At 64.9% G+C, this 22681-nt stretch carries 21 protein-coding genes; 11 read left to right on the forward strand and 10 right to left on the reverse strand.

Translation table 11 applies throughout. The features are described 5' to 3' along the window. Positions 1-37: 37 nt before the first annotated feature. The gene (locus U8326_RS07525; RefSeq protein ID WP_324743339.1) at positions 38-1807 is read left to right on the forward strand and encodes a cation:proton antiporter; all 1770 of its coding nucleotides are present in this window, start codon (positions 38-40) and stop codon (positions 1805-1807) included. A 26-nt stretch (positions 1808-1833) separates the two neighbouring features. Here U8326_RS07525 and alaS read toward each other — a convergent pair whose 3' ends face one another. The 7 genes from alaS to dapA form a co-directional block, all read right to left on the reverse strand. Continuing rightward, a complete protein-coding gene (gene alaS / locus U8326_RS07530; protein ID WP_324743340.1) occupies positions 1834-4488 on the reverse strand; it encodes an alanine--tRNA ligase in 2655 nt (884 codons plus the stop codon). Positions 4489-4559: 71 nt separating this feature from the next. Further along, entirely contained in the window at positions 4560-5381 is an 822-nt protein-coding gene (locus tag U8326_RS07535) for a class I SAM-dependent methyltransferase (protein ID WP_324743341.1), read from the reverse strand. A gap of 110 nt (positions 5382-5491) precedes the next feature. Then, complete coding sequence (gene recA / locus U8326_RS07540; RefSeq protein ID WP_324743343.1) at positions 5492-6556, reverse strand: recombinase RecA; 1065 nt, start codon at positions 6554-6556, stop codon at positions 5492-5494. A gap of 111 nt (positions 6557-6667) precedes the next feature. Beyond that, positions 6668-9094: a response regulator gene (locus U8326_RS07545; RefSeq protein ID WP_324743344.1), complete on the reverse strand. Its 2427-nt coding sequence runs from the start codon at positions 9092-9094 to the stop codon at positions 6668-6670. Continuing rightward, positions 9091-9666, reverse strand: coding sequence for a DUF2062 domain-containing protein (locus U8326_RS07550; RefSeq protein WP_324743345.1), 576 nt, complete (start codon positions 9664-9666; stop codon positions 9091-9093). Before U8326_RS07550 ends, U8326_RS07545 begins: the two co-directional genes overlap by 4 nt. Before the next feature lie 168 nt (positions 9667-9834). Further along, positions 9835-10317 carry an SsrA-binding protein SmpB gene (gene smpB / locus U8326_RS07555; RefSeq protein ID WP_324743347.1) on the reverse strand — a complete coding sequence of 161 codons (483 nt, stop codon included), beginning with the start codon at positions 10315-10317 and terminating at the stop codon, positions 9835-9837. A gap of 52 nt (positions 10318-10369) precedes the next feature. Next, on the reverse strand, positions 10370-11251 hold the full coding sequence (dapA, locus tag U8326_RS07560; protein ID WP_324743348.1) for a 4-hydroxy-tetrahydrodipicolinate synthase: 882 nt from the start codon (positions 11249-11251) through the stop codon (positions 10370-10372). A 105-nt stretch (positions 11252-11356) separates the two neighbouring features. Between dapA and U8326_RS07565 the strand changes: the two genes are divergently transcribed. From U8326_RS07565 to U8326_RS07585, 5 genes are read left to right on the forward strand one after another with little or no spacing between them, the layout of a single operon-like run. Next, on the forward strand, positions 11357-13336 hold the full coding sequence (locus U8326_RS07565; protein WP_324743350.1) for a lytic transglycosylase domain-containing protein: 1980 nt from the start codon (positions 11357-11359) through the stop codon (positions 13334-13336). A 13-nt stretch (positions 13337-13349) separates the two neighbouring features. Further along, complete coding sequence (gene greB / locus U8326_RS07570) at positions 13350-13838, forward strand: transcription elongation factor GreB (RefSeq protein WP_324743352.1); 489 nt, start codon at positions 13350-13352, stop codon at positions 13836-13838. Between the two features lies 1 nt (position 13839). After that, positions 13840-14019: a DUF4169 family protein gene (locus U8326_RS07575; protein WP_324743353.1), complete on the forward strand. Its 180-nt coding sequence runs from the start codon at positions 13840-13842 to the stop codon at positions 14017-14019. 7 nt (positions 14020-14026) lie between these two features. Then, entirely contained in the window at positions 14027-14230 is a 204-nt protein-coding gene (locus U8326_RS07580; RefSeq protein WP_324743354.1) for a hypothetical protein, read from the forward strand. 56 nt (positions 14231-14286) lie between these two features. Further along, positions 14287-14787 (forward strand): hypothetical protein, encoded by a 501-nt coding sequence (locus U8326_RS07585; protein ID WP_324743355.1) that lies wholly within the window; start codon positions 14287-14289, stop codon positions 14785-14787. Positions 14788-14874: 87 nt separating this feature from the next. Here U8326_RS07585 and U8326_RS07590 read toward each other — a convergent pair whose 3' ends face one another. Beyond that, on the reverse strand, positions 14875-15540 hold the full coding sequence (locus U8326_RS07590; RefSeq protein WP_324743356.1) for an outer membrane protein: 666 nt from the start codon (positions 15538-15540) through the stop codon (positions 14875-14877). A 282-nt stretch (positions 15541-15822) separates the two neighbouring features. On the opposite strand from U8326_RS07590, the gene rlmN reads away from it, so the two are divergent. The 5 genes from rlmN (at position 15823) to U8326_RS07615 (ending at position 21458) form a co-directional block, all read left to right on the forward strand. Continuing rightward, positions 15823-17067 carry a 23S rRNA (adenine(2503)-C(2))-methyltransferase RlmN gene (gene rlmN, locus U8326_RS07595; RefSeq protein ID WP_324743357.1) on the forward strand — a complete coding sequence of 415 codons (1245 nt, stop codon included), beginning with the start codon at positions 15823-15825 and terminating at the stop codon, positions 17065-17067. A gap of 293 nt (positions 17068-17360) precedes the next feature. Further along, positions 17361-17714: a glycine zipper 2TM domain-containing protein gene (locus U8326_RS07600; protein WP_324743358.1), complete on the forward strand. Its 354-nt coding sequence runs from the start codon at positions 17361-17363 to the stop codon at positions 17712-17714. A 251-nt stretch (positions 17715-17965) separates the two neighbouring features. Next, positions 17966-18733, forward strand: coding sequence for an SDR family oxidoreductase (locus tag U8326_RS07605; RefSeq protein WP_324743359.1), 768 nt, complete (start codon positions 17966-17968; stop codon positions 18731-18733). A 179-nt stretch (positions 18734-18912) separates the two neighbouring features. Then, positions 18913-20169, forward strand: a complete 1257-nt coding sequence (locus U8326_RS07610; RefSeq protein WP_324743360.1) for a cyclopropane-fatty-acyl-phospholipid synthase family protein — start codon at positions 18913-18915, stop codon at positions 20167-20169. 59 nt (positions 20170-20228) lie between these two features. Next, positions 20229-21458, forward strand: a complete 1230-nt coding sequence (locus U8326_RS07615) for an argininosuccinate synthase (protein WP_324743361.1) — start codon at positions 20229-20231, stop codon at positions 21456-21458. A gap of 1 nt (position 21459) precedes the next feature. On the opposite strand, the gene U8326_RS07620 is transcribed toward U8326_RS07615, so the two are convergent. After that, positions 21460-22008: a hypothetical protein gene (locus U8326_RS07620; protein WP_324743362.1), complete on the reverse strand. Its 549-nt coding sequence runs from the start codon at positions 22006-22008 to the stop codon at positions 21460-21462. A gap of 182 nt (positions 22009-22190) precedes the next feature. Next, positions 22191-22622 (reverse strand): CHRD domain-containing protein, encoded by a 432-nt coding sequence (locus tag U8326_RS07625; protein ID WP_324743363.1) that lies wholly within the window; start codon positions 22620-22622, stop codon positions 22191-22193. Positions 22623-22681: the final 59 nt, after the last annotated feature.

The raw sequence follows: 22681 nt of genomic DNA on the forward strand, positions 1-22681 counted from the left end.
GGCGTTTCCCGTGGCTGCGAGATAGCGTCTGGAAACAATGTCCGCCGAATTGACTCACGCCTCTCCCCTGCTGTCGGACGCGCTCGTGATTTTGGGCGCGGCCGGGATCGTCATCCCCGTCTTCGCGCGGTTCCGGATCACGCCGATCATCGGCTTCCTAATGGTCGGATTGGCGGTCGGGCCATTCGGGCTTGGCCAGATGGTCTACGAGCATCCATGGCTCGCCCATTTCACCATCACCGACCCGGAAGGACTGGCTCCTTTCGCCGAATTCGGGATCATCCTCCTGCTCTTCACGATCGGGCTGGAGCTTTCCTTCAATCGCCTGTGGGCCATGCGGCGGCTGGTCTTCGGGCTCGGGGCGCTCGAACTCATCATCATCGCCGGGCTGCTCGCCGCGATCCTCACCATGGTCGGGCAATACTGGACCGGTGCGCTGGCGCTGGGGCTGGCGCTTGCCCTGTCCTCCACCGCGCTGGTCCTGCCGATTGCGGGAACCAGGACGCCGGTGGGCCGGGCGGCGCTCTCGATGCTGCTGTTCGAGGACATCGCGATCGTCCCCATCATCTTCATGCTGGGCGCCATGGCGCCCTATGCGGCGAGCGACGGGGTGGGCAACCTGATGCGCACCATCTGGCTCGGCGCGGCGGTGATCGTGGCGATGATGGTGGTGGGCCGCTTCACACTGCCTCACCTGTTCGCCCAGGCCGCCCGAACCAAGAGCCCCGAGCTGTTCATGGCCGCCAGCCTTCTGGTCGTGATCGGCGCCAGCCTGGCCACGGCGGCCGTCGGGCTTTCTCCCATCGTCGGCGCCTTGCTGGCCGGCCTGCTGATCGCCGAAACCGAATACCATACGGAAGTCGAGGGGATCACCGAACCGTTCAAGGGGCTGGCCCTCGGGGTGTTCCTGATTACGGTCGGAATGGGGATCGATCTCGCCACCATCTGGGAAAACCTTTGGAGCATCGCCTTCGCGGTGGTCGGGGTGCTGACGCTCAAGGCAGTGGTCACCGGGCTGCTGCTGCGCATGATGGGTGCGCGGCGCAGCACCGCGACGGAAACCGGAATCCTGATGGCAAGCCCTTCCGAAACCACGCTCATCGTCCTTGCCGCCGCGACTCACGCCATGCTGATCCAGCCGGGCACCGCCCAATTCTGGCAGATCGTGACCGCCATCGGGCTGACCATCACGCCGCTGCTCGCCACGCTGGGGCGGATGATGGCACGGCGGGTCGATCCCGCGCCGGCCCAGGCAGAACTGGACGATGGAAGCGATGAGCACAGGGTCATCATAGTCGGCTTCGGGCGCGTGGGCCGGCTGGTCGCCGACATGCTAACCGTCCACAAGAAGCCTTACATCGCCGTCGATTCCGATGCCGACCTGATCCTCACGGCCCGGCGCAAGGGATACAACGCCACCTTCGGCAACGCCGCGCGCAGCGATGCGCTGACCAAGCTCGGCATCGACCGGGCATCCGCCGTGGTGCTGACGATGGACGAACCCATTCTCGCCCAGGGCCTCACCCGCAAGCTGCGCGCGAACTATCCCGACGTGCCGATCATCGCCCGCGCGCGCGACAGCGATCACGCCGCCATGCTCTATCGCAGCGGCGCGACCCATGCCGTGCCGGAAACGCTGGAAAGCTCGCTCCAGCTATCCGAAGCGGTGCTGGTCGATCTCGGCGTGGCGATGGGGCCGGTTATCGCGTCCATCCACGAAAAGCGGGACGAATTCCGCGCAAAGATTCAGGAACAGGGCGAACTGGATCACAAGCCGCAATTGCGGACCAGCACGCTGAACGCCTAGGGCCAGAGCCTGAGAACCGGCGGGCTTCAGCCGGCGAGCACGGCCTTGACCGCCGCTATCGCATCCTGAGCCTTGCCGCCATCCGGGCCGCCGCCCTGGGCCATGTCCGGCCTGCCGCCGCCGCCTTTCCCGCCGAGCGCCTCGACCCCCGCGCGGACGAGATCGACCGCGCTGACGCGGCCGGCAAGGTCATCGGTCACGCCGACGGCAATGGTGGCCCGGCCATCGACCACGGAAATCACGGCATTCGCGCCACTGCCAAGCTGCTTCTTGTTCTCGTCGACCAGTGCCCGAAGCCCCTTGGGGTCGAAGCCTTCGAGGATCTGATAGGTGAAGTTCACCCCGCCGATCTGTTCGACCGACGCCGTCGGAGAGGCAGAGCCGCCCCCGCCCAGGGCAAGGGCCTTCTTCGCTTCGGCCAGTTCCTTTTCCAGCCGCTTGCGTTCGTCCATCAGCGCGGCAACCCGGCCCACGACTTCCTCGGGCGCGGTTTTCATTGCCCCGGCAACCGCCTTGAGCGCATCCTCGCGGGCGACCAGCCACTGCCGGGCCGCCTCGCCCGTCAGCGCCTCGATCCGGCGCACGCCGGAAGAAACCGCGCTTTCCGACACGATGCGGAACAAGGCGATGTCGCCCAGCGCGCGCACATGGGTGCCCCCGCACAGTTCCACGGAATAGAATTTCGCATCGCCGTCCGCCCGGCCCATCGAAAGGACGCGAACCTCCTCGCCGTATTTTTCCCCGAAGAGAGCCATCGCGCCGGCGGCGATGGCGTCATCGGGGCTCATCAGGCGGGTAACGACAGGCTCATTATGGCGGATCTCGGCGTTCACCTCGGCCTCGATCGCGGCAATATCCGCGTCGGTCAGCGGCTTGGGATGCGAAAAATCGAACCGCAGCCGGTCCTCGGCCACCAGCGAACCCTTCTGGGTGACGTGATCGCCCAAGCGATTGCGCAGGGCGGCGTGCAGCAGATGGGTCGCGGAATGGTTCGCGCGGATCGCATCGCGCCGTTCGACATCGATTTCGAGATGGACCGTTTCGCCCACCGCGATCCGGCCCGCCTCGATCCTGCCATGGTGGGCATGCAGCCGCCCGAGCGGCTTCGACGTGTCGGAAACGGATATGGACAGCCCGCTGCTGTTGCCGATACGGCCTGCGTCCCCGGTCTGGCCGCCGCTTTCGCCATAGAACGGCGTCTGGTTGGTCAGCACGATGACCTCCGCGCCAGCCTCCGCCGATTGCACTTCCTTGCCGTCGACGACAAGGGCAACCACGCGGCCTTCTCCGCTGGTCGAGCTATAGCCCGTGAACTCCGTCGCCCCTTCCCGCTCGGCGATGTCGAACCACAATTCGCCGTCCGCCGCCGCGCCGGAGCCTTTCCACGCCGCTCGCGCGGCCGCCTTCTGCTGGGCCATGGCCGCGTCGAACCCTTCGCGGTCCACGCCAATTCCGCGCGCGCGCAGCGCATCTTCGGTCAGGTCGTAAGGAAAGCCATAGGTATCGTAGAGCCGGAATGCCGTTTCACCGGGCAGGCTCTCGCCCGCCGCCATGCCGCCGGTCGCTTCGTCCAGCAGCTTCAAGCCCTTGTCGAGGGTCTGGCGGAAGCGGGTTTCCTCCCTCTCCAGCACTTCCTGGATAAGCGGCTGCGCGCGGCCAAGCTCCGGATAGGCCTGCCCCATCTCGGTAACCAGAGCGGGAACCAGGCGATGCATCAAAGGCTCGGAAGCGCCGAGCAGATGGGCATGGCGCATGGCGCGGCGCATGATCCGGCGCAGCACATAGCCCCGCCCTTCGTTGGAAGGGAGTACGCCGTCCGCCACCAGAAAGCTCGTCGAGCGCAGATGATCCGCGATCACCCGATGGCTCGCCACATGATCGCCCGCCGCCCTGACGCCGGTGAGGCTTTCGGATGCCGCGATCAGGGCCTTGAAAGTGTCCGTATCGTAATTGTCATGCACGCCCTGCATCACCGCGGCGATGCGTTCCAGCCCCATGCCGGTGTCGATGCTGGGCTTCGGCAATTCGCTGCGGCTGCCATCGGCCGCCTGCTCGAACTGCATGAACACGAGATTCCAGATCTCGATGAAGCGGTCGCCATCCTCATCCGGAGAGCCGGGAGGGCCGCCCGGAATATGATCGCCGTGATCGTAGAAAATCTCGCTGCACGGGCCGCAGGGGCCGGTATCCCCCATCGACCAGAAATTGTCGCTGGTCGCGATCCGGATGATCCGTTCCTCCGGCAGGCCGGAAATCCTGCGCCACAGGTCGAACGCCTCGTCATCGGTGTGATAGACCGTGGCGGTGAGCTTGTCGGGCGCAAGCCCCCACTCCTTCGTCAGCAAGGTCCAGGCATGGATGATGGCCTGTTCCTTGAAATAATCGCCGAAGGAGAAATTCCCCAGCATCTCGAAGAAGGTGTGGTGCCGCGCGGTGTAGCCGACATTGTCCAGATCGTTGTGCTTGCCCCCGGCCCGCACGCATTTCTGCGAACTGGCCGCGCGCGGAACGGTGCGGCTTTCCAGCCCGGTGAAAACATTCTTGAACGGGACCATGCCCGCGTTCACGAACATCAGGGTCGGATCGTTATAGGGCACGAGCGGCGCCGACTGCACCGCCTCATGCCCATTGGCGGCAAAGTAATCGAGGAAGGACCGGCGGATATCGTTGGTCGAAGTCATGCCGTGCAGTTAGGCGAGGGCAAGGCCCGCGACAAGCGCATTAACTCCGCCAGTGTGAGCAAGGTTCGCGATCAATCGCGCCTCCGCGCGGTCACGATCCAGGCGGCGGCGGGGAAAGCGATCAGATCATCGCCGCGCTGCGTGGCCAGCCAGCGCTGGAGCCGCTGCAGGACCTCGGCCTGCTCACCCTCCTCCATGGTCTTCATGGCGCGCGCGGCCGGGCCGATCCTGGTGTAGAAATCAAGCGCTTCCGCCAGCGAATCCGGTCCGGCCCCGGCGACAAATCGGAAATCGACCGGATCAACCGCAATATCGCGCCAGCCTGCCCTGGCGAGAATCGAACGGACATGATCCTCCTCCGCAAAGGCGAACGGACCCGGCGCATAAGGGTCGGGCGGAGGCGGAAGCTCCAGCAATCGGACCGCTTCGCTGGCCCAGACATTCAATTGCGGGCTGCGGAAACAGGAAAAGAAAAGCTGCGCGCCGTCAGCCGAAATTTCGCAAAAATGAGCGAAGGCGCCAACCGGATCGTCGAAGAACATCACGCCATGGCGCGACACCAGCAGATCGGGCGCGAAGCCGTCTTTCCGCCAGGTCGCCGCATCGGCCAGCTCGAATTGGATATTCGGATATTCGCCCGCGCGACGCTGCGCCGCCTCAACCAGATCGCGGGACACGTCGATGCCCGTCACCCCGGCATTCGGCCGGGCTTCGCCCAAGGCCAGGGACAATTCGCCGCCGCCGCACCCGATGTCGAGGATGCGATCGCCCGGAACGCCGGCCAGACGTTCCAGCATGATCTGCGTCAATCCGGAAAAGGCACGATCGGTAAGGCGGATATTCTCCGCCCAGACCTTCCCCGTCGCCTCCTGCCAATCAGCCTTGGTCGCCATTCGAGCTATCTATCCCCGCGCCGCTCGACTGGAAAGGCCGGCGCGCGCCATGAAGGTCGCTTGCGCCGGCCCCGGTTCCCAAGCGCCGATCCGCCGGCGCTTCTTGAAGATCAGATATCGTCGTCCGCGTCCGGACCCGACATCATCTCCTCGGCGACCTGATCGGTGCGGCCGCGAATCGCGGCTTCCAACCGGGTGCAAATTTCAGGATTTTCCTTGAGATACTGCTTGGCATTTTCCCGGCCCTGCCCGATCCGGATGCTGTCATAGCTGAACCAGGCGCCGGATTTCTCGACGAGGCCCGCCTTGACGCCCAGATCGAGAATTTCCCCGATCTTGGAAATGCCTTCGCCATACATGATGTCGAATTCGACCTGCTTGAACGGCGGGGCAACCTTGTTCTTGACGACCTTCACCCGCGTGGCGTTGCCGACGATATCGTCCCGGTCCTTGATCTGGCCGGTGCGGCGGATGTCGAGCCGGACCGATGCATAGAATTTCAGCGCATTGCCGCCCGTCGTCGTTTCCGGATTGCCGTACATCACGCCGATCTTCATGCGGACCTGGTTGATGAAGATCACCATGCAGCGCGAACGGCTGATGGAGCCCGTCAGCTTGCGCAATGCCTGCGACATCAGCCGCGCCTGCAGGCCGACATGGCTGTCGCCCATCTCGCCTTCGATTTCCGCCCGCGGAACCAGCGCGGCGACCGAATCGATCACCAGCACGTCGATCGCATTGGAACGCACCAGCGTGTCCACGATTTCCAGCGCCTGCTCACCCGTATCCGGCTGGGACACGATCAGCTCGTCGATGTCGACGCCCAGCTTCTTGGCATAGACCGGATCGAGCGCATGTTCCGCATCCACGAAGGCGGCGGTGCCGCCCGTCTTCTGCGCTTCCGCGATGGCATGCAGGGCCAGCGTGGTCTTGCCGGAGCTTTCCGGCCCGTAGATTTCGATGATCCGGCCGCGCGGCAGCCCGCCAATGCCCAGGGCGATGTCCAGCCCGAGCGAGCCGGTGGAAATCGCTTCCACCTGCATGGCTTCCCGGCTGCCCAGCTTCATCGCGGAACCCTTGCCGAAGGCCCGGTCGATCTGAGCGAGCGCGGCTTCGAGCGCCTTCTGACGATCCACGTTGTTTTCCTTATCCACGAGCTTCAAACTTGCCGCCATGTGATGGCCTCCTCGCTGCCTACCGGGCTGAACGGAACAGTCAACCGAGCGAGGATGTATCACCTTTGTTCTCATGGAACAAGAGCGGAACAAAAAATTTCCCAACAGGGATCAGGCGGCCCTTCCCCCCAGGACTTCCGCCACTTTCCGGGCGATCTGCTGCACGGAAAACGGCTTGGGGATAAAGTGCATGTTCTCGATGTCGATGTCGCGCCGCAGCTGTTCCTCGGCATAGCCCGACATGAACAGGACCGGCAGGCCGGGCCGCAGCTTGCGGATTTCGCGCAGCATCGCGGGGCCATCCATGCTGGGCATCACCACGTCGCTGATGACCAGATCGAATTCCTCCCCGGCCTTCACCTTTTCCAGCCCTTCCTCGCCATCGCAGGCCGTGACGATATCGTAGCCCTCGCGCGCCAGCGCCCGCTCCGCCACCGCGCGAACCATATCCTCGTCCTCCACCAGCAGCAGGCGGCCGCCACCGGCCCATTCCGTCACCTCTTCCGCGCGCTGGGCGGCCGTGGGGACCAGGCCGTCATAGACCGGCAGATAGATCACGAAACGCGCGCCCACGGTCCGCCCGCCCGGGCCCGGCACATTCTCGACAAAGACGAAGCCGCCGGACTGCTTGACGATGCCATAGACCGTGGACAGGCCCAGCCCCGTGCCCTTCCCCATTTCCTTGGTGGTGAAGAACGGCTCGAAAATCTTGCCAAAATGCTCCTGCGGTATGCCGCCGCCCGTATCCTCGACGATCAGCGCCGTATAATCCCCGATCGGGATGATGTCGGTCTTCATCCGGCGCACATCGCTGGAGGCGATGCGGCGAGTCGCTATGGTCACGCGGCCGGCGCCATCCCCATGCGCCTGGATCGCGTCGCGGGCATTGACCGCGAGATTGACGATGACCTGCTCCAATTGCTGCGGGTCGGCCCGAACCGGACCGAGATCGCGATCATGGTGGACCTGGAACCCGATCTTCTCGCCCATCAGCCGCTTGAGCAGCTGGGAAACCTCCGAGACCACATCGGGCAATTGCAGCACTTCGGGCCGCAGGGTCTGCTGGCGGGAAAAGGCCAGCAACTGCCGGGTCAGCGATGCCGCGCGATTCGAGTTCGCCTTGATCTGCTGGATGTCGTCGTAATCGCTGTCGCCGGGAATGTGGCGCAGCAGCATCAGGTCGCAATGGCCGATGATCGCGGTCAGCACATTGTTGAAATCATGCGCCACCCCGCCCGCAAGCTGGCCGACGGCCTGCATCTTGGTGGCCTGGGCGACCTGGCGCTTGAGCCGCGCCTCCTCCGTCGTGTCCGCCAGGCTCAGCAGGACGGCCGATTCGCCCAGCCCGCGCACCCCGGCCAGGCCAAGCGACACCGGCTCTTCCGGATTGTCGCGCAGGCGGATCGCCATGTCGCCCGAACTGGCCGGCCCCTGCGCGAACCGCCGGACCGAATCCGCGAGCGGCCCCTTGTCCTCCCGCACCACCAGATCGGTCGGATAAGGGGGCAGCGCCTTGCCATCCACCCCGGCCGCGCGCAGGAAGGCGCGATTGGCGAACAGGAAGCGGCCATCGCGGTCGGCCATCGCCAGGCCCACCGGCAATTGCGCCAGCAGGGCTTCCAGCTGGCTGGTGCCGGCATGGCCCTCCATGCCCGCCGAAGCGCCCAGCCCGATGCCCGAATCGAGCAGCAGCATCAGCGAAGGCGCATTGCCGGGCGCCGCCGGATCGAGATCGTCCGGATCGGCAAGGGCGATCTGCACCAGGGTCTGCGAAGATCCGTTGCGCCCTTCACGCGCGAAGAATATCCGGTCCCGGTTGTCCGCGCGCAGCAGGCCGGCGAAATCCTGCCCCGCCATGGTCGCCGCTTCATCCCCGGCCGCGCGCAAGGCGAAGCCCCTGCTTGCCACGCGGATCGCGCCTTCCGGGCCGACCAGCGCGGCTTCCACCCCGCCTTCGCTCAGCATCCGGCCGAACGTGCCGGTGATGCGCTCCCCCAGCTCCGCGACGGGATCGGTTTCCCGCAACGGAGCAAATCGCCAGATCAGGTAATCGTCGCCCCGCCCGGCCCGCATGATATCGCCCCGCCAGCGCGCGCCGCCTTCATCCTGAAGCTGCGCCACGCTGCCGGTTCCATCGCGCCATGCGGCGCGCCCGGCCCGCTCCAGCCGCTCGGCGGAACCGGCGGCGAGCTTGAGCAGAGGGGGAGCGTAATCCAGCCCGAAAGCCTCGCTGAAGGCGCTGTTCGCGCATACCATGCGATTGGCCCGGTCCGTGATGACGACGGCCGCACCGTCCCCTTCGATCGCCGCGACCGTGACCGACCAGTCCGGCAGCGGAAATTCCTGGATCAACGGGGCGGAGCGGCGGTGCGAAAGGACCGCGACCAGCGCGGCCAGGCTGAGCAGGCCGCCGCCATAGGCCGCGACGACCAGCGGCTGCCCGGTGACGAGCCACAGCAGGACAAGGCTGGCAAGCAGCGCCCCGCCAACGGCCATGACGCCGAAAGCAGGGCTGCGCGAACCGCCCAGCGCCGTCATTGCATTCGCATCCGCGCATGCATCCGCTCACGCGCTTCGGCCAAACGCACCTTGCGCTTGTGAGCGATCCAGGCGCGCCACGACAGGCTGGCCACCAGATAGCTGACGGCAGCCGCGACGACCGCCACCACCACCAGGCCGAAGGCGGTGACGAGCGTGGCGCCCGTCAGCCATTGCAGGGCATCCTGCAGTTCGGTGTGTTCCATGGCCGTATTGACCGGAGCAACAATCGTCATCGCATCCACCTGCAGCAGCCAGCTGCCGACCTTGTAGGACAGCACCCAGATCAAGGGCGTGGTGAACGGATTGGTAACGAAAGTGGTCAGCGCGGCAACCGGAACATTGGCGCGGACCGTCAGGCTGAGCAGGGATGCGAACAGAATCTGCGCAAAGGGTATGATGATGCCCACCAGCATGCCCAGCGCCACGCCGCGCGGCACCGAACGCCGGGTGAAGCGCCACAGTTCGGAGCGCAACACCCGATTTGCGAAAGGGCGTATCCAGCGGCTGCGCTCCATCTGCTCGCGGGTCGGCATATTGCGCCGGGTCCAATTGAAAATACGGGTCTTCACGGCTGGGTCGTACTTCTTTCGATGAGCTGTATCACGCCGGGTCGCGGCGCGATGCCGAAATATGGGCCGAATATGGAAGGCCGTCGCCGAACGGTGGCTGAACATCATGCCCATCGCGAAGCCCGCATGAGTCGGCAAGCCTCTTTCACGGCTTACGCACCGCCGCGCTCAACCGCGATCCCGCATGATCCTGGCCTGGTCGCGCTTCCAGTCCCGGTCCTTGATCGTCTGGCGCTTGTCATGGGCCTGCTTGCCCTTGGCCAGGGCCAGCTCCACCTTCGCCCGGCCCCGCGAGTTGAAATAGACCGACAAGGGCACCAGGGTCATGCCCTTGCGCTCCACCGCGCCATGCAGGCGGGCGATCTCCCGCTCATGCAGCAGCAGCTTGCGCGGGCGTTTCGGCTCGTGGTTGAAACGGTTTCCATGGCTGAATTCCGGAACATTGGAATTGATAAGCCACACTTCGCCGTTTTTCACCTCGGCATAGCTTTCGGCGATGGAGCCTTCGCCGAAGCGCAGGCTCTTCACCTCGGTCCCGGTCAGGGCGATCCCGGCCTCGAACGTATCCTCGATATGATAGTCGAACCGCGCGCGGCGATTTTCCGCGACGGTCTTCTTCTTGTCGAAGGTGGTGGGTTTGGGACGGGCCATGATCTGGGGGCATGTATGGAGCCGGACGCCGGAAAGCAAACCGGCGCCGCGATCAGATCAGCCCCGCGTGATCCAGCGCCTCGTCCACCGCCTTGCGCGCGGCGGCATTGCAGGGAGTGAGCGGAAGCCGCAGATCCTCGGTCAGCCAGTTGTGGACCCGGGTCAGCGCGTATTTGCAAGGCCCCGGCGAGGCATCCTCGAACATGGCGTAATGCAGCGGATAGAGCAGGTCGTTCAGCTCGCGCGCCCGCGCGAAATCACCCTCGGCGCAGGCCTGCTGGAAATCGGCGCAAAGCCGGGGTGCGACATTGGCGGTAACGGAAATGCAGCCCACGGCCCCGGCCGCATTGGCAGGCAGGGCCAGTTCATCGTCGCCTGAAAGCTGGCAGAAGCCATTGCCGATTCCCATGCGATGATCGGTCACGCGCGAAAGATCGCCGCTCGCATCCTTGATGCCGATGATCCTGTCCGGATAGCTGCAGGCAAGCTCCACCACGGTTTCCGGGGCGATGTCCGTCACCGTGCGGCCGGGCACGTTGTAAAGCACGATCGGCAATTCGCCATGCTCGGCCAGATGGGAGAAATGGGCGATCAGCCCCTCCTGGTTCGGCCGGTTGTAATAAGGCGCGACTACAAGAGCGGCATCGGCGCCGACCTTCCTGGAATACTGCATATGCATCAGGGCGTTTCTGGTATCGTTCGATCCGCAGCCGGCGATGACCGGAACCCGTCCCGCCGCCTGCTCCACGCAGACCTGGATCACATGGTGATGCTCTTCATTGGTCAGGGTCGATGCCTCGCCGGTGGTTCCGCAGGGCACCAGCGCGCTGGACCCGTTTTCGATCTGCCAATCCACCAGGCGGCGAAAAGCGGCCTCATCGAACGCTCCATCGCGAAACGGAGTCACCAAAGCCGGAATAGAACCGGAAAACATGGACTTCACCCTTGCTCTTGCCCCATGCTAGAATCACGGCGACACAAGGAGCCGGTCCCAATGGGGGAATTTCGTTCAGCGCCTGATAAGGAGCCAATGGGCACTATGTCCAGCATGCTCAGAATACCTGTCGTCCTTGCCGTCATGCTGCCCGCGCTTTCGGCATCCGCCCCGCTTGCCGCGCAGAGCGCCGCATCCGATGCCGCGCACTGGGATCGCGCCCGCGCCTCGCTGGTCGCCAGCCAGCCCGGCCAGATGGCCTATGCGGTGAAGCGATGGGAGCAGCTGAACAACTCCTCCCGCCTCAGCTTCGCCGAATATTCTGGCTTCCTGCTGAGCTATCCGGGCTTTCCCCAGGAAGGCAAGATCCGGGGCTATGCGGAAGCCGCGCTGGAACGCGAATATGCCGAGCCTTCCCGGCGGATCGCCTATTTCGAGAAGTTCCCTCCGCTCACCAACCCGGCCAAGGCGCAATATGCGGTCGCACTCTCCTCGCTCCGGCGGCCCGAAGCGGCGAGCGCGGCCAGGGAAGCGTGGCGCGGCGGGTCGATGGGCAGCGCCACGGAAAGCACGCTCTTTTCGCTTTATGGCGGCAGCCTGACCGCCGACGATCACGATGCGCGGATGGACGCGCTGCTCTGGGCCGGGGACACCACGGCCGCGGCGCGCCAGATCGCCTATGTCTCGCCGGCGAAGCGCACGATCTTCATGGCGCGCCTGGCCGCTGCGCAGGGCAGCGATCCGGCTTCGCAGGGCCTTTCGCCCGGGCCGGGCGCGTTGCGCGATCCGGGCTATGTCTACAATCTGTCGCGCCAGATGCGCCGAAGCGGGAAGGCCTATGCGGCCGTCAGCCTGCTGGCCACTCGCCCGCCGCTCGCCAGCCTGCCCGCCGACCCGGACGACTGGGTGAAGGAACTGCTGACCGTCGCCAAGATGGGCGGCGGCAGCAATGTGGTGCGGATCGCGGCATCCATCGACGACGGCTTCGCGCCGGGCGCGGACATCAGCTCGATGGCCTATGGCCTGCGCGACGATTACACCTCGCTGGTGTGGCTCGGCGGCACGACCGCGCTGTGGGAACTGCGCGATCCGTCCTCCGCCGCCCCGCTGTTCTACCGCTATGGCGCCGCGGCACGGACGCCGCAGACCCGCTCCAAGGGTTTTTACTGGGCCGGGCTGGCCTATAGCCAGGCGGGCAACCGGGCCGAGGCGAACCGCCATTTCGAGATGGCGGCCGCCTATCCCGCGCAGTTCTACGGCCTGCTCGCGCTCGAACGGCTGGGCCGCTCCGTGCCCGATCTCACCGCCGCTCCGCTGATCCAGCCCAGCTCGGCGGAACGCGCCGCGTTCTATTCCAAGCCGATCACCGGCGCCGTGCGCGAAGCCGCGCGCGACGCGCCGTGGACCACCTCGATCCGTTTCTTCCGCGAAATCGCCGATCAGGCCAAGACCCCGGGCGAGCATGCGCTGGTCGCGGAACTCGCGCGCGACCTGGGCCGCCGCGACCTGGCCGTGATCCTGGGCGAAAAGGCACAGGAGCATGGCCATGCCGGCTTCTACAAGATCGCCTTCCCGACCATCCCGGCGCCGGCCGGAACCAACTGGACCATGGTCCATGCCATCACGCGGCAGGAAAGCCAGTTCGCCCAGAACGCGGTCAGCCATGCCGGCGCGCGCGGCCTGATGCAGTTGATGCCCGGCACGGCGCAGGAACAGGCGGGCAAGATGGGCATGAGCTATCTCAGCGCCTCGCTCATCAACGACGCCAGCTATAACATCCGCCTCGGCGACGGCTATTTCTCGCGGATGATGGATTATTACGGCGGCGCCTATCCGCTGGCGATCGCGGCCTATAATGCCGGGCCGGGCAATGTGAACAAATGGCTGCGCGCCAATGGCGACCCGCGCAACGGCGGGGTCGGCTGGGTCGAATGGATCGAGCGGATTCCGATCTTCGAGACCAAGAACTACGTCCAGCGCGTGATCGAGAATGCCGTGGTCTATGAGGCGATGAACCCGGACAAGGTGCTCTACGGCAGTCCGAAATCGGTCAGCCGGGTGCTTGGCAAGTCCACGCCCGGCTGATTTCCGGCGTGCGATGAAAATCGAAGGCAATCCGATCACGCCGGCGGGCCTGGCGTCGCTCAAGGCGCGCTATGACCGGCTGCTCGGCACCGAACGCCCGCAGATCGTGGAAATCGTGAGCTGGGCGGCCGGCAATGGCGATCGTTCGGAAAACGGCGATTATCTCTATGGCCGCAAGCGGATGCGCGAGATCGACCGGGAGCTGGCGCATCTGGCCCGGCGGATGAAGGCCGCCCGGGTGGTGGACCCTGCCCGGCAGACGGACAGGAGCCGCGCCTGGTTCGGCTCCACGGTGACCATCGCCGACGAGGATGACGACCAGCGCAGCCTCACCCTGGTGGGCGATGACGAGCAGGACGCCTCGGCCGGCAAGATCGGCTGGAGTTCGCCCATGGCGCGGGCCTTGCGCGGCGCGGCCCTGGGGGACCTGCGGATCGTCCGCCTGCCCGGCGGCGAGAAGGAATGGGAAGTGGTCGCGATCCACTATCCCGAAACCGCCTGATATGGCCGAGATCGTCAATCTGCGGATGGCGCGCAAGGCGAGGAAGCGCGCCGGCAAGGCGGAATCGGCGGCCGCCAATCGCGCGCAATTCGGCCAATCTAAGGCTGCCAAGGCCGTTCGCCAGCTGGAAGCCGACCGCGCGGAGCGCACTCTGGACGGCGCCAAGCGGGACAAGGAGTAGGAAAGCCGTGCGCACGACCTTTTGGGATGCGTCGGTCCGGCTCTATCTGCTGGACACCGAGACAGAGGGCGGCGCTGCCAGCACGCTGTTCTACGGTTCGCTGGAGGAAGCGCTGCGGATCGCGGCGGCCCAGCCCGAATCCGTGCAGGATGGGCTGTTCATCGCCACCGACAACGATGTGGTGGCCTATCTCGACCTGATCGAAGGCTGAAAATCCGGCGCGCATTGCAGTGGCGACCGGCCGGGCAAGCGGCTAATGGGTTCCCGATGCCCGCAATGCTCCTTCGCCTGATCTGCGCCTGCGCCATGCTGTCGCTCGCCGCGCCCGCCGCCGCCAGGGACAGCCTCGGCGTCTTTTCGGACTGGGCGGCATTCCGCGATCCGAAGGTCCCGCGCTGCTATGCGATCGCCATGCCCGCGCCCAGCAGGCTGAGGCGCGATTACGAACCCTACGCCAGCGTCGGGACATGGCCCAAGCGCCAGATCCGCAACCAGTTCCACATCCGGCTGTCGCGCCGGATCATGGTGAGCCGCCCGATCACCCTTACCATCGGCCGGCAGAGCTTCGAGCTGGCCGGGGGCGGCGGAGATGCCTGGGCGCAGGACAGGCGGATGGATGCTGCCATCGTCGCGGCCATCCGCTCGGCGGAGCGCATGACGGTGCGCGCGCGCGACGAACGGGGCAATTCCTTCACCGACAGCTATGCGCTGGCCGGGGCGGAGACGGCGATGGACGCCGCCACGCTGGGCTGCGCGAAATTGCGCTAGGGCCAGGAACCATGAAAAACGGGCCGGAGTTTCCCCCGGCCCGCATCCATCCGCTGGGGAGCGCAGGCTCCCTCGCGGACGATCCGATCAGAAGCGCCAGCCCACGCTCGCCACGATCTGGTGGCGGTCGGTATCGACATCGAAGCGGTCGCTGTCCGGGATCGAACCTTCAAAATCCACCTCGGCCTTCTGGTAGTTGGAATAGCGATATTCCAGCTTGGTGAACATGTTCCGGTTCCAGGCCTGTTCCACACCCGCGCCGGCACGCCAGCCGTCCAGATCGAAATCCTGCTTGAACTCGGTGGTGCCGTCGTTCGACATGATGTCGAGCTTGGTGTTGGTGTAGCCGCCCTTCACATACAGCAGCGTGGAGGGACTGATCTTCGCACCGGCGCGCGCGCCGAGATAAAGATCGCGATTGGTCTTCACATTGCCATAGCCGAACCCGGCGAAATCGCCGCCGGAGAACTTGGACTTGGCGGTGGAATCGCTGATTTCGCCTTCGACGCCGAGCACGACCCCGCCGAGATCCATGTCGTAACCGATGCCTGCGCCATAGAGCAGGCCGTCGATGGATTTGTCGTCGTCGCCAAGCGTGTCGTCGATGGAACTTCCGGCCTTCATGATGTCATAGCCCAGGATCGCTTCGACGCGCGGGCCGGTGAAGGTCGGTTCGCCAGTATCCTGTGCGAAGGCGGGCGAAGTAAGCGCGATTGCCGAGCCGGCGGTTAGGATGGCGATTGTCTTTCTCATAACTACTCCATTCATTCCTGCTTCCGCGGCAGTTTTGCCGTGCGGACTGCTGGAATGATCGGGACAGCAGGGGGTTTCCTTAACCTAACACAACGAAATTATTGATGTTTTTCGGCAACACTTGCCGCGATGGCCGGTTGCTGCAACGCGGCGAATTGCCGGAACGCAACCCGCGCACGGACGTTGGCGCCCTGTTTTCCGCTGCATTGCGATGCAGCCGCGCGGGGACCCGTGCCAAGTTTGCTTTGCTTGAACCGCGCGGGCACCTATATGCGCGGCATCATGGCCCATACCCCGCTCATGCCTATTCCCGGACAGATCGATCCGGTGCCGGTGGCGCGCGAGATCACCCCGCGCGAGGATGGGCGCGTGGACCTGATCGGCCTGCCCCGCAAGCGGATCGCGGAACTGTTCGAGCAGGCCGGGCTGGACGCGAAGCAGGCGAAGCTGCGCTCGCGCCAGGTATATCACTGGCTCTATCATCGCGGCGTCTCCGATTTCGAGGCGATGACCGACATCGCCAAGACCATGCGGCCATGGCTGGCGGAGCGCTTCGTCATCGGGCGGCCCGAGATCGTGGAAGCCCAGCACTCCACCGACGGCACCCGCAAATGGCTGCTGCGCACGGCGGATGGCCACGATTTCGAGATGGTGTTCATTCCCGATGCCGACCGGGGGACCCTGTGCGTGTCCAGCCAGGTCGGCTGCACGCTCAATTGCCGCTTCTGCCACACCGGCACGATGCGGCTGGTGCGCAACCTGACGCCCGGCGAGATAGTCGGCCAGGTGATGCTGGCCCGCGACGCGCTGGGCGAATGGCCGAAAGGCCGGATGGACGTGGCGGAAGAGGAAGACGAAGCCGCCTATAGCGCCGATGGCCGGCTGCTCACCAATATCGTGATGATGGGGATGGGCGAGCCGCTCTATAATTTCGACAATGTCCGCGATGCGCTCAAGCTGGTGATGGACGGCGACGGGCTGGCCTTGTCGAAGCGGCGCATCACGCTCTCCACCAGCGGCGTGGTGCCGATGATGGAGCGCTGCGGCGAGGAGATCGGCGTGAACCTCGCCGTCAGCCTGCATGCCGTGACCAAGGAGATTCGGGACGAGATCGTGCCGCTCAACCGCAAGTTCGGCATCGAGGAATTGCTGGAAGCCTGCGCGGCCTATCCCGGCGCCTCCAACGCGCGGCGGATCACCTTCGAATATGTGATGCTCAGGGACCGGAACGACAGCGACGAGGATGCGCGCGAGCTGGTCCGCCTGATCCGCAAATACAAGCTGCCCGCCAAGGTCAACCTGATCCCCTTCAACCCCTGGCCGGGCGCGCCCTATGAATGCTCCACGCCGGAACGGATCAAGCGCTTTTCCGACATCGTGTTCGAAGCCGGAATCAGCGCGCCGGTGCGCACCCCCCGCGGGCGGGACATCGACGCGGCCTGCGGCCAGCTCAAGACCGCCGCCGAGAAAAAGAGCCGCGCCGAACTGGATCGGCTCCATGCCGAAAAGCAGGCGTCACTCGGCTAAACTCGTTCCGGTTGAGCCGGAACCAGCCTGGAATTTGCCCGCGCGATGTTCCGAGACCGCAAGTGATTCCGCTTGCCTCCAAATCACTCTAACACCCCAAATATTAACGGATATTCATCGCAATCGAGGGGCGTTCGGACATAGAAGCCTGCCCTTGGCGGCAATTCGCCGCCCGAATCTCACCGCTCGTCCCGGCTTTCGCGAAAATCCCGCTCGTTCATCTGAAGTTGTGAACCGCCTTCCATCATCGGCCATCGAGACAGGAACAAAATTGGCTTGGAAAGGCTTCGATCATGAGGAAATTCATTCTTGCAGCGGTAGCGGCCTCGCTGGCTATCCCCACGGCTCCGGCAATGGCGGACCAGCCGCGCCGCTACTATAACAAGAAGGCCTATGATTCCCACGGCCGCTATGTCGAACCGCGCCGCCTCGACCGTTCCGACCGGATCTGGCGGGGCCGGGACGGCCGCTATTACTGCAAGCGCGACAATGGCACCACGGGCCTGGTGATCGGGGCCGCCGTGGGCGGGCTTGCCGGCCATGAAATCGCCGGAAGCGGGGACAAGACCCTGGGCGCGATCATTGGCGCGGTCGGCGGCGGCCTGCTCGGCCGGGCAATCGACCGCGGCGATGTGAAGTGCCGCTGACTGAAGTGCCGCTGACGGGGCGATGGCGACAGGATAGCTGATGACGCGACAACCCGGGTGACAGGGCAATCCGCGTCGGCTTTCCTACACACGGCAAATGTGCTCCATTGCCACTCGATGACAGCCGATATTCCCTCTGATTTCCAGCGTTTCGCCGGATGGCATGGAGCCTCTTGCCCCGCTCCGGAGATTTTTCTCCTGAACAGTGTCAACCCTGTCACCCCCCCTCCCCCGTCCGGGCGTTTCGCCGCATGACTCGCCCGGCGGTTCTCGTCACCGGCGGCGCGAAGCGCATCGGTTCCGCGATCTGCCGGGCCTTCGGCGAAGCGGGCTGGCATGTGGTGATCCATTACGGCCGCTCGCGCGATCAGGCCGAGGCGCTGGCCGCACAATTGCCGAGCGCCGAGATCGTCCAGGGCGACCTCGGCAATTGGGTCGACGGCGCGGCCATGATCGGGGCGCTCGCCGCCCGGCTTCCCGATTTTCGCGTGCTCATCAACAACGCGTCGGTGTTCAACCACGACAGCGTCCAGGCTCTCGACCCCGCGATTTTCGACGAGGCCATGCAGGTCAATGCCGGCACCCCGGCGCGGATGGCGCAGGCCTTCCTCGCTCACGCCCGGGCCGGCAGCGGGCAGCGGGTGGTGATCCAGATGCTCGATCAGAAGCTCGACAATCCGAACCCCGATTTCTTCTCCTATACCATGAGCAAGCACGCGCTCGCCGCCACCGTGCCGATGATGGCGATGGCGGCGGCCGGTTCCGCCGATCGCGTCTATGGCCTGTGCCCGGGCGCGATCCTGCCGAGCCATGACCAGACGGCGGAGGAAGCGGCCCGTTCCCACCGGCTCAACCTGCTCAAGCGGCTGACCGGGACTGGAGAGATCGCGCAGGCCGCGCTGTTCCTGGCCGAAGGATGGCTCGAAAGCGGGCAGGTCCTGTTCGTCGATTCCGGGCAGCACCTGCTCGCCCAGCCGCGCGATGTGATCTACCTGGAACGCGAAGGCCGGCAGGGATAAAGCGGCATATCGCTGGCAGGCAAAATGGCGCAAGGCTATCGCAGCGGTTGCAAGGCCTGATACTATGGGCGACGGAAGGGGCGGATACGGAAGATCGGCCTAATTGCCGGTGTTGTGCGGGATGGCATGGCTCCGGTGTGCAATCTGCAAGATGAGGGACAGGATGAAGGTTGGGAAACATGCTTGATAAAGTGATCGACCGCGTGCTGGCGAGCACCGTCAAGCAGGGCGTGCTGGAAATAACCCACGCCAATGGACGGATCGTGAAATTCGGCGAATCCGCTCCCGGCTGGCCGGAAGTGCGCATCCGCTTCACCGATCAGGAAGCCGTCAAACAAATCTTGCGCGATCAGTCGCTGGGCGCGGGCGAAGCCTATATGGAAGGCCAGCTGGTGATCGAGGAAGGCGACATCATGGGCCTGGTCACGCTGCTGCGCGCCAACCGTCCGTTCGAGCGGGACGGCAAGGGCCGCAAGTCCGCCGCCAATCGCCTGGCCGGGAAGGCGGCGAGCCTGCTGGATCAGGTCAACCGGCAAGCGCGCGCCAGGGCCAATGTCTCCCATCATTATGACATCGGCAATGATCTCTACCGCCTGATGCTGGATCGGGATCACATGCAATACAGCTGCGCTTACTGGCCCAACGAAGGGATGACGCTCGAACAGGCGCAGCAGGCGAAGCTCGCCCATATCGCGGCCAAGCTGCGTCTGGAGCCTGGCAACCGGGTGCTCGATATCGGCTGCGGCTGGGGCGGCATGGCGATCTATCTGGCCCGGCATTTCGACGTTTCGGTTCTCGGCATCACGCTGAGCACCGAACAGCTGGCGCTGGCCTGCGAACGCGCGAAGCAGGCGGGCGTGGCGGGCCGCGTATCCTTCGAGCTGGTCGATTATCGCGACCTTGCGGAGCGGGGCGACAGCTTCGACCGGATCGTCTCCGTCGGCATGTTCGAGCATGTCGGGCGCCCGCAATTCGAAACCTTCTTCCAGGCATCCAAACGGCTGCTCAAGGAGGATGGGGCCATGCTGCTCCACACCATCGGTCGCATGGGATCGCCCGGCAGCACCGATGCCTTCACCCGGAAATACATCTTCCCGGGCGGCTATATTCCCGCCCTCAGCGAAACGGTCGCCGCAAGCGAGAAGCATCGGCTGATCGCCACCGACGTGGAGAACCTGCGCCTCCACTACGCCTTCACCCTGCGCGAATGGTATGCCCGCTGCCTGGCGCATCGCCGCGAAATCGAAGCGATGTATGACGAACGCTTCTTCCGGCTGTGGATCTTCTATCTGGCCGGGGCGACCGCCGCTTTCGAAAGCGGGGGGATGTGCAATTACCAGATCCAGTATGCGCGCGACCGGCGCGCCCTGCCCCTCAGCCGCGACTATATGCAACAGGCGGAAAGGCTGCTGATGACAAGCGGAACCGCTTCCTAAGTTGCGCCGCATGAGCGCGCCTGATAGGCGGCGCGCGATTCCCACAGCCGGAGCTTTCCATGTCCGAAATCCAGCGCTCAGAGATCAAGCGTGTCGTCCTCGCCTATTCCGGTGGCCTCGACACCAGCGTGATCCTCAAATGGCTGCAGGTCACCTACAATTGCGAGGTCGTGACCTTCACCGCCGATCTCGGCCAGGGCGAGGAGCTGGAGCCGGCGCGCGCCAAGGCGCGGCTGATGGGCGTGCCCGATCAGCATATCTATATCGACGACCTGCGCGAGGAATTCGTGCGGGACTTCGTGTTCCCGATGATGCGCGCCAATGCGCGCTATGAAGGGGACTATCTGCTGGGCACCTCGATCGCCCGCCCGCTGATTTCCAAGCGCCTGATCGAGATCGCGCGGGAAACCGGGGCGGATGCGATCGCCCATGGCGCGACCGGCAAGGGCAACGATCAGGTTCGCTTCGAATTGTCCGCCTATGCGCTCGATCCCGATATCCGCGTGATCGCGCCCTGGCGCGAATGGGAGCTGACGTCGCGCACCGCGCTGATCGCCTGGGCGGAGCAGCACCAGATTCCGGTGCCCAAGGACAAGCGCGGGGAAAGCCCGTTCTCTACCGACGCGAACCTTCTCCACACCTCGTCCGAAGGCAAGGTGCTGGAAGATCCGTGGGAAGAGACGCCGGACTACGTCTATTCGCGCACGGTCAATCCGGAAGACGCGCCCGACCAGCCGGAATATATCACGATCGACTTCGAAAAAGGCGACGGGGTTGCGCTGAACGGCAAGGCACTCAGCCCGGCCTCCCTGCTGACCGAACTGAACGAACTCGGCCGCAGGCACGGCATTGGCCGCCTCGATCTGGTGGAAAACCGCTTCGTCGGCATGAAGAGCCGCGGGATGTATGAAACGCCGGGCGGCACGATCTATGCCGCCGCCCATCGCGGGATCGAGCAGATCACGCTGGATCGGGGCGCAGCGCATCTCAAGGACGAGCTGATGCCGCGCTATGCCGAGCTGATCTACAACGGCTTCTGGTTCGCGCCGGAGCGGGAGATGCTGCAGACCGCGATCGACCACAGCCAGCAGAAGGTTTCCGGCACGGTCCGGCTGAAGCTCTACAAGGGCTCGGCCAGCGTGGTGGGCCGCAAGAGTGCGAACAGCCTCTATTCGGAACGGCACGTCACCTTCGAGGACGATGCCGGCGCATATGACCAGAAGGACGCCGAAGGCTTCATCAAGCTGAATGCATTGCGGCTGAAATTGCTGGCGCGGCGCGACCGATAAGTCACCCGGAAGCGCGGCGAACCGCGCCCTTTGACGGACTTATCCACCTTTGTCCACCGCCAAAATGGAAGCTGTGGATAAGTTTTGCATTTTTTCCTTGCCACGACTCGGAGTCCGGGCGCAGCATCCACTTGTCGAAACGAGAAACCAACCCGCTCTGGACAAGCCCAAAGCTTTGAAAGAGCACGGAAAAGTTTAACGGATCGATACAGGCGGCAAGATTTGCGCGCCCTCGGAAAACACGCCTCTCTGACGCTCTAGGGCTGAGGTAGTGGCGAACCGCAGAGGTCGCGATCTGATCGGTCGCCAGGTCGAGGAACGAATCGACGGTGATGGAAACGAACGGCTTCGCGCGGTTCGGAACCAGATGAAGCGAAGAAACGAACTTCGACCGCGGAACCGCCAGGCGGAAGGTGCCATCCCCGTGATGGATACCGCCCCGCCTGACGGGACTGGATGCCGGCGCGAGCGCCGCGCGACAGAGCCCTTTGGGGTGAGCCGCCGGTGCGAAAGCCGGTGAGAGTGGGGTCGGCAGGAATGTCGGCCCCATTACTCTATTTCCCTCTGTCTCCCCTTCGCATCTTCTTGCGCTACCTTCCGCATCCCCTCTCGCTACCCCCGGTTTCTCCGGCCCTATTGTTCTTTAGGCGACAGACAGGCCGATGCGCCGTCCGGGGCCGATCCGCCATCCCGGCGCGAACCGGCCCTCACCCCGTTTTTTCCGAACCCCGATCAGTCCTTCTTCGCAAGCTGCCCCCGGATCGCCCCCTTCGGGAAATCGGCGGTATGGACGTTCACGTAATAGCCCGCGGGATTGGTCACGATCGCCTTGGCCACCTCGCGCTGCAGGGCGACGCATTCATCGCCGCCTTTGCCGGTCACGCTGATCGTCGCCACCGGATCGCCATCGGCGCCGGCCGCCCCGAGATGGATGTGCGCGGCTGTCGGCGGAGCGATCTTGTCCACCGCCAGCGTGTAGCAGAGATCGCCGGACCCGGCGTCGATCTCCGCCGCGAAGGTCCCGGTTCCGTCGGTGTCGCCGCCGCCGGTCTGTTCGGCGCCGGCCAGCGTGGCGCCGAGCTGAACCATATCGTCGGCCAGCGCCGGAGTGGAACAGATCGCCATGCCCAGCAGGGCGTGAGCCAAAAGCAAGGATTTCTTCATCGCATCTCTCCTCGAGCAGCCCCGGACTCGATCCGGCCTGGCGCCCGGAAAGGATGATT

It is taken from the genome of Tsuneonella sp. CC-YZS046, from assembly GCF_035581365.1.
Taxonomy (GTDB): Bacteria; Pseudomonadota; Alphaproteobacteria; order Sphingomonadales; family Sphingomonadaceae; genus JAWKXU01.

Excerpts from the sequence above, each read along its gene's own strand:
- U8326_RS07620 (WP_324743362.1), bottom strand. The coding sequence starts at position 22,008 with ATGGGGCCGACATTCCTGCCGACCCCACTCTCACCGGCTTTCGCACCG.
- rlmN (WP_324743357.1), top strand. The coding sequence starts at position 15,823 with ATGGCCCATACCCCGCTCATGCCTATTCCCGGACAGATCGATCCGGTG.
- U8326_RS07545 (WP_324743344.1), bottom strand. The coding sequence starts at position 9,094 with ATGACGGCGCTGGGCGGTTCGCGCAGCCCTGCTTTCGGCGTCATGGCC.
- recA (WP_324743343.1), bottom strand. The coding sequence starts at position 6,556 with ATGGCGGCAAGTTTGAAGCTCGTGGATAAGGAAAACAACGTGGATCGT.
- U8326_RS07575 (WP_324743353.1), top strand. The coding sequence starts at position 13,840 with ATGGCCGAGATCGTCAATCTGCGGATGGCGCGCAAGGCGAGGAAGCGC.
- U8326_RS07610 (WP_324743360.1), top strand. The coding sequence starts at position 18,913 with ATGCTTGATAAAGTGATCGACCGCGTGCTGGCGAGCACCGTCAAGCAG.
- greB (WP_324743352.1), top strand. The coding sequence starts at position 13,350 with ATGAAAATCGAAGGCAATCCGATCACGCCGGCGGGCCTGGCGTCGCTC.
- U8326_RS07535 (WP_324743341.1), bottom strand. The coding sequence starts at position 5,381 with ATGGCGACCAAGGCTGATTGGCAGGAGGCGACGGGGAAGGTCTGGGCG.
- U8326_RS07565 (WP_324743350.1), top strand. The coding sequence starts at position 11,357 with ATGTCCAGCATGCTCAGAATACCTGTCGTCCTTGCCGTCATGCTGCCC.
- dapA (WP_324743348.1), bottom strand. The coding sequence starts at position 11,251 with ATGTTTTCCGGTTCTATTCCGGCTTTGGTGACTCCGTTTCGCGATGGA.
- U8326_RS07600 (WP_324743358.1), top strand. The coding sequence starts at position 17,361 with ATGAGGAAATTCATTCTTGCAGCGGTAGCGGCCTCGCTGGCTATCCCC.
- smpB (WP_324743347.1), bottom strand. The coding sequence starts at position 10,317 with ATGGCCCGTCCCAAACCCACCACCTTCGACAAGAAGAAGACCGTCGCG.
- U8326_RS07615 (WP_324743361.1), top strand. The coding sequence starts at position 20,229 with ATGTCCGAAATCCAGCGCTCAGAGATCAAGCGTGTCGTCCTCGCCTAT.
- U8326_RS07625 (WP_324743363.1), bottom strand. The coding sequence starts at position 22,622 with ATGAAGAAATCCTTGCTTTTGGCTCACGCCCTGCTGGGCATGGCGATC.
- U8326_RS07585 (WP_324743355.1), top strand. The coding sequence starts at position 14,287 with ATGCCCGCAATGCTCCTTCGCCTGATCTGCGCCTGCGCCATGCTGTCG.
- U8326_RS07590 (WP_324743356.1), bottom strand. The coding sequence starts at position 15,540 with ATGAGAAAGACAATCGCCATCCTAACCGCCGGCTCGGCAATCGCGCTT.
- U8326_RS07525 (WP_324743339.1), top strand. The coding sequence starts at position 38 with ATGTCCGCCGAATTGACTCACGCCTCTCCCCTGCTGTCGGACGCGCTC.
- U8326_RS07605 (WP_324743359.1), top strand. The coding sequence starts at position 17,966 with ATGACTCGCCCGGCGGTTCTCGTCACCGGCGGCGCGAAGCGCATCGGT.
- alaS (WP_324743340.1), bottom strand. The coding sequence starts at position 4,488 with ATGACTTCGACCAACGATATCCGCCGGTCCTTCCTCGATTACTTTGCC.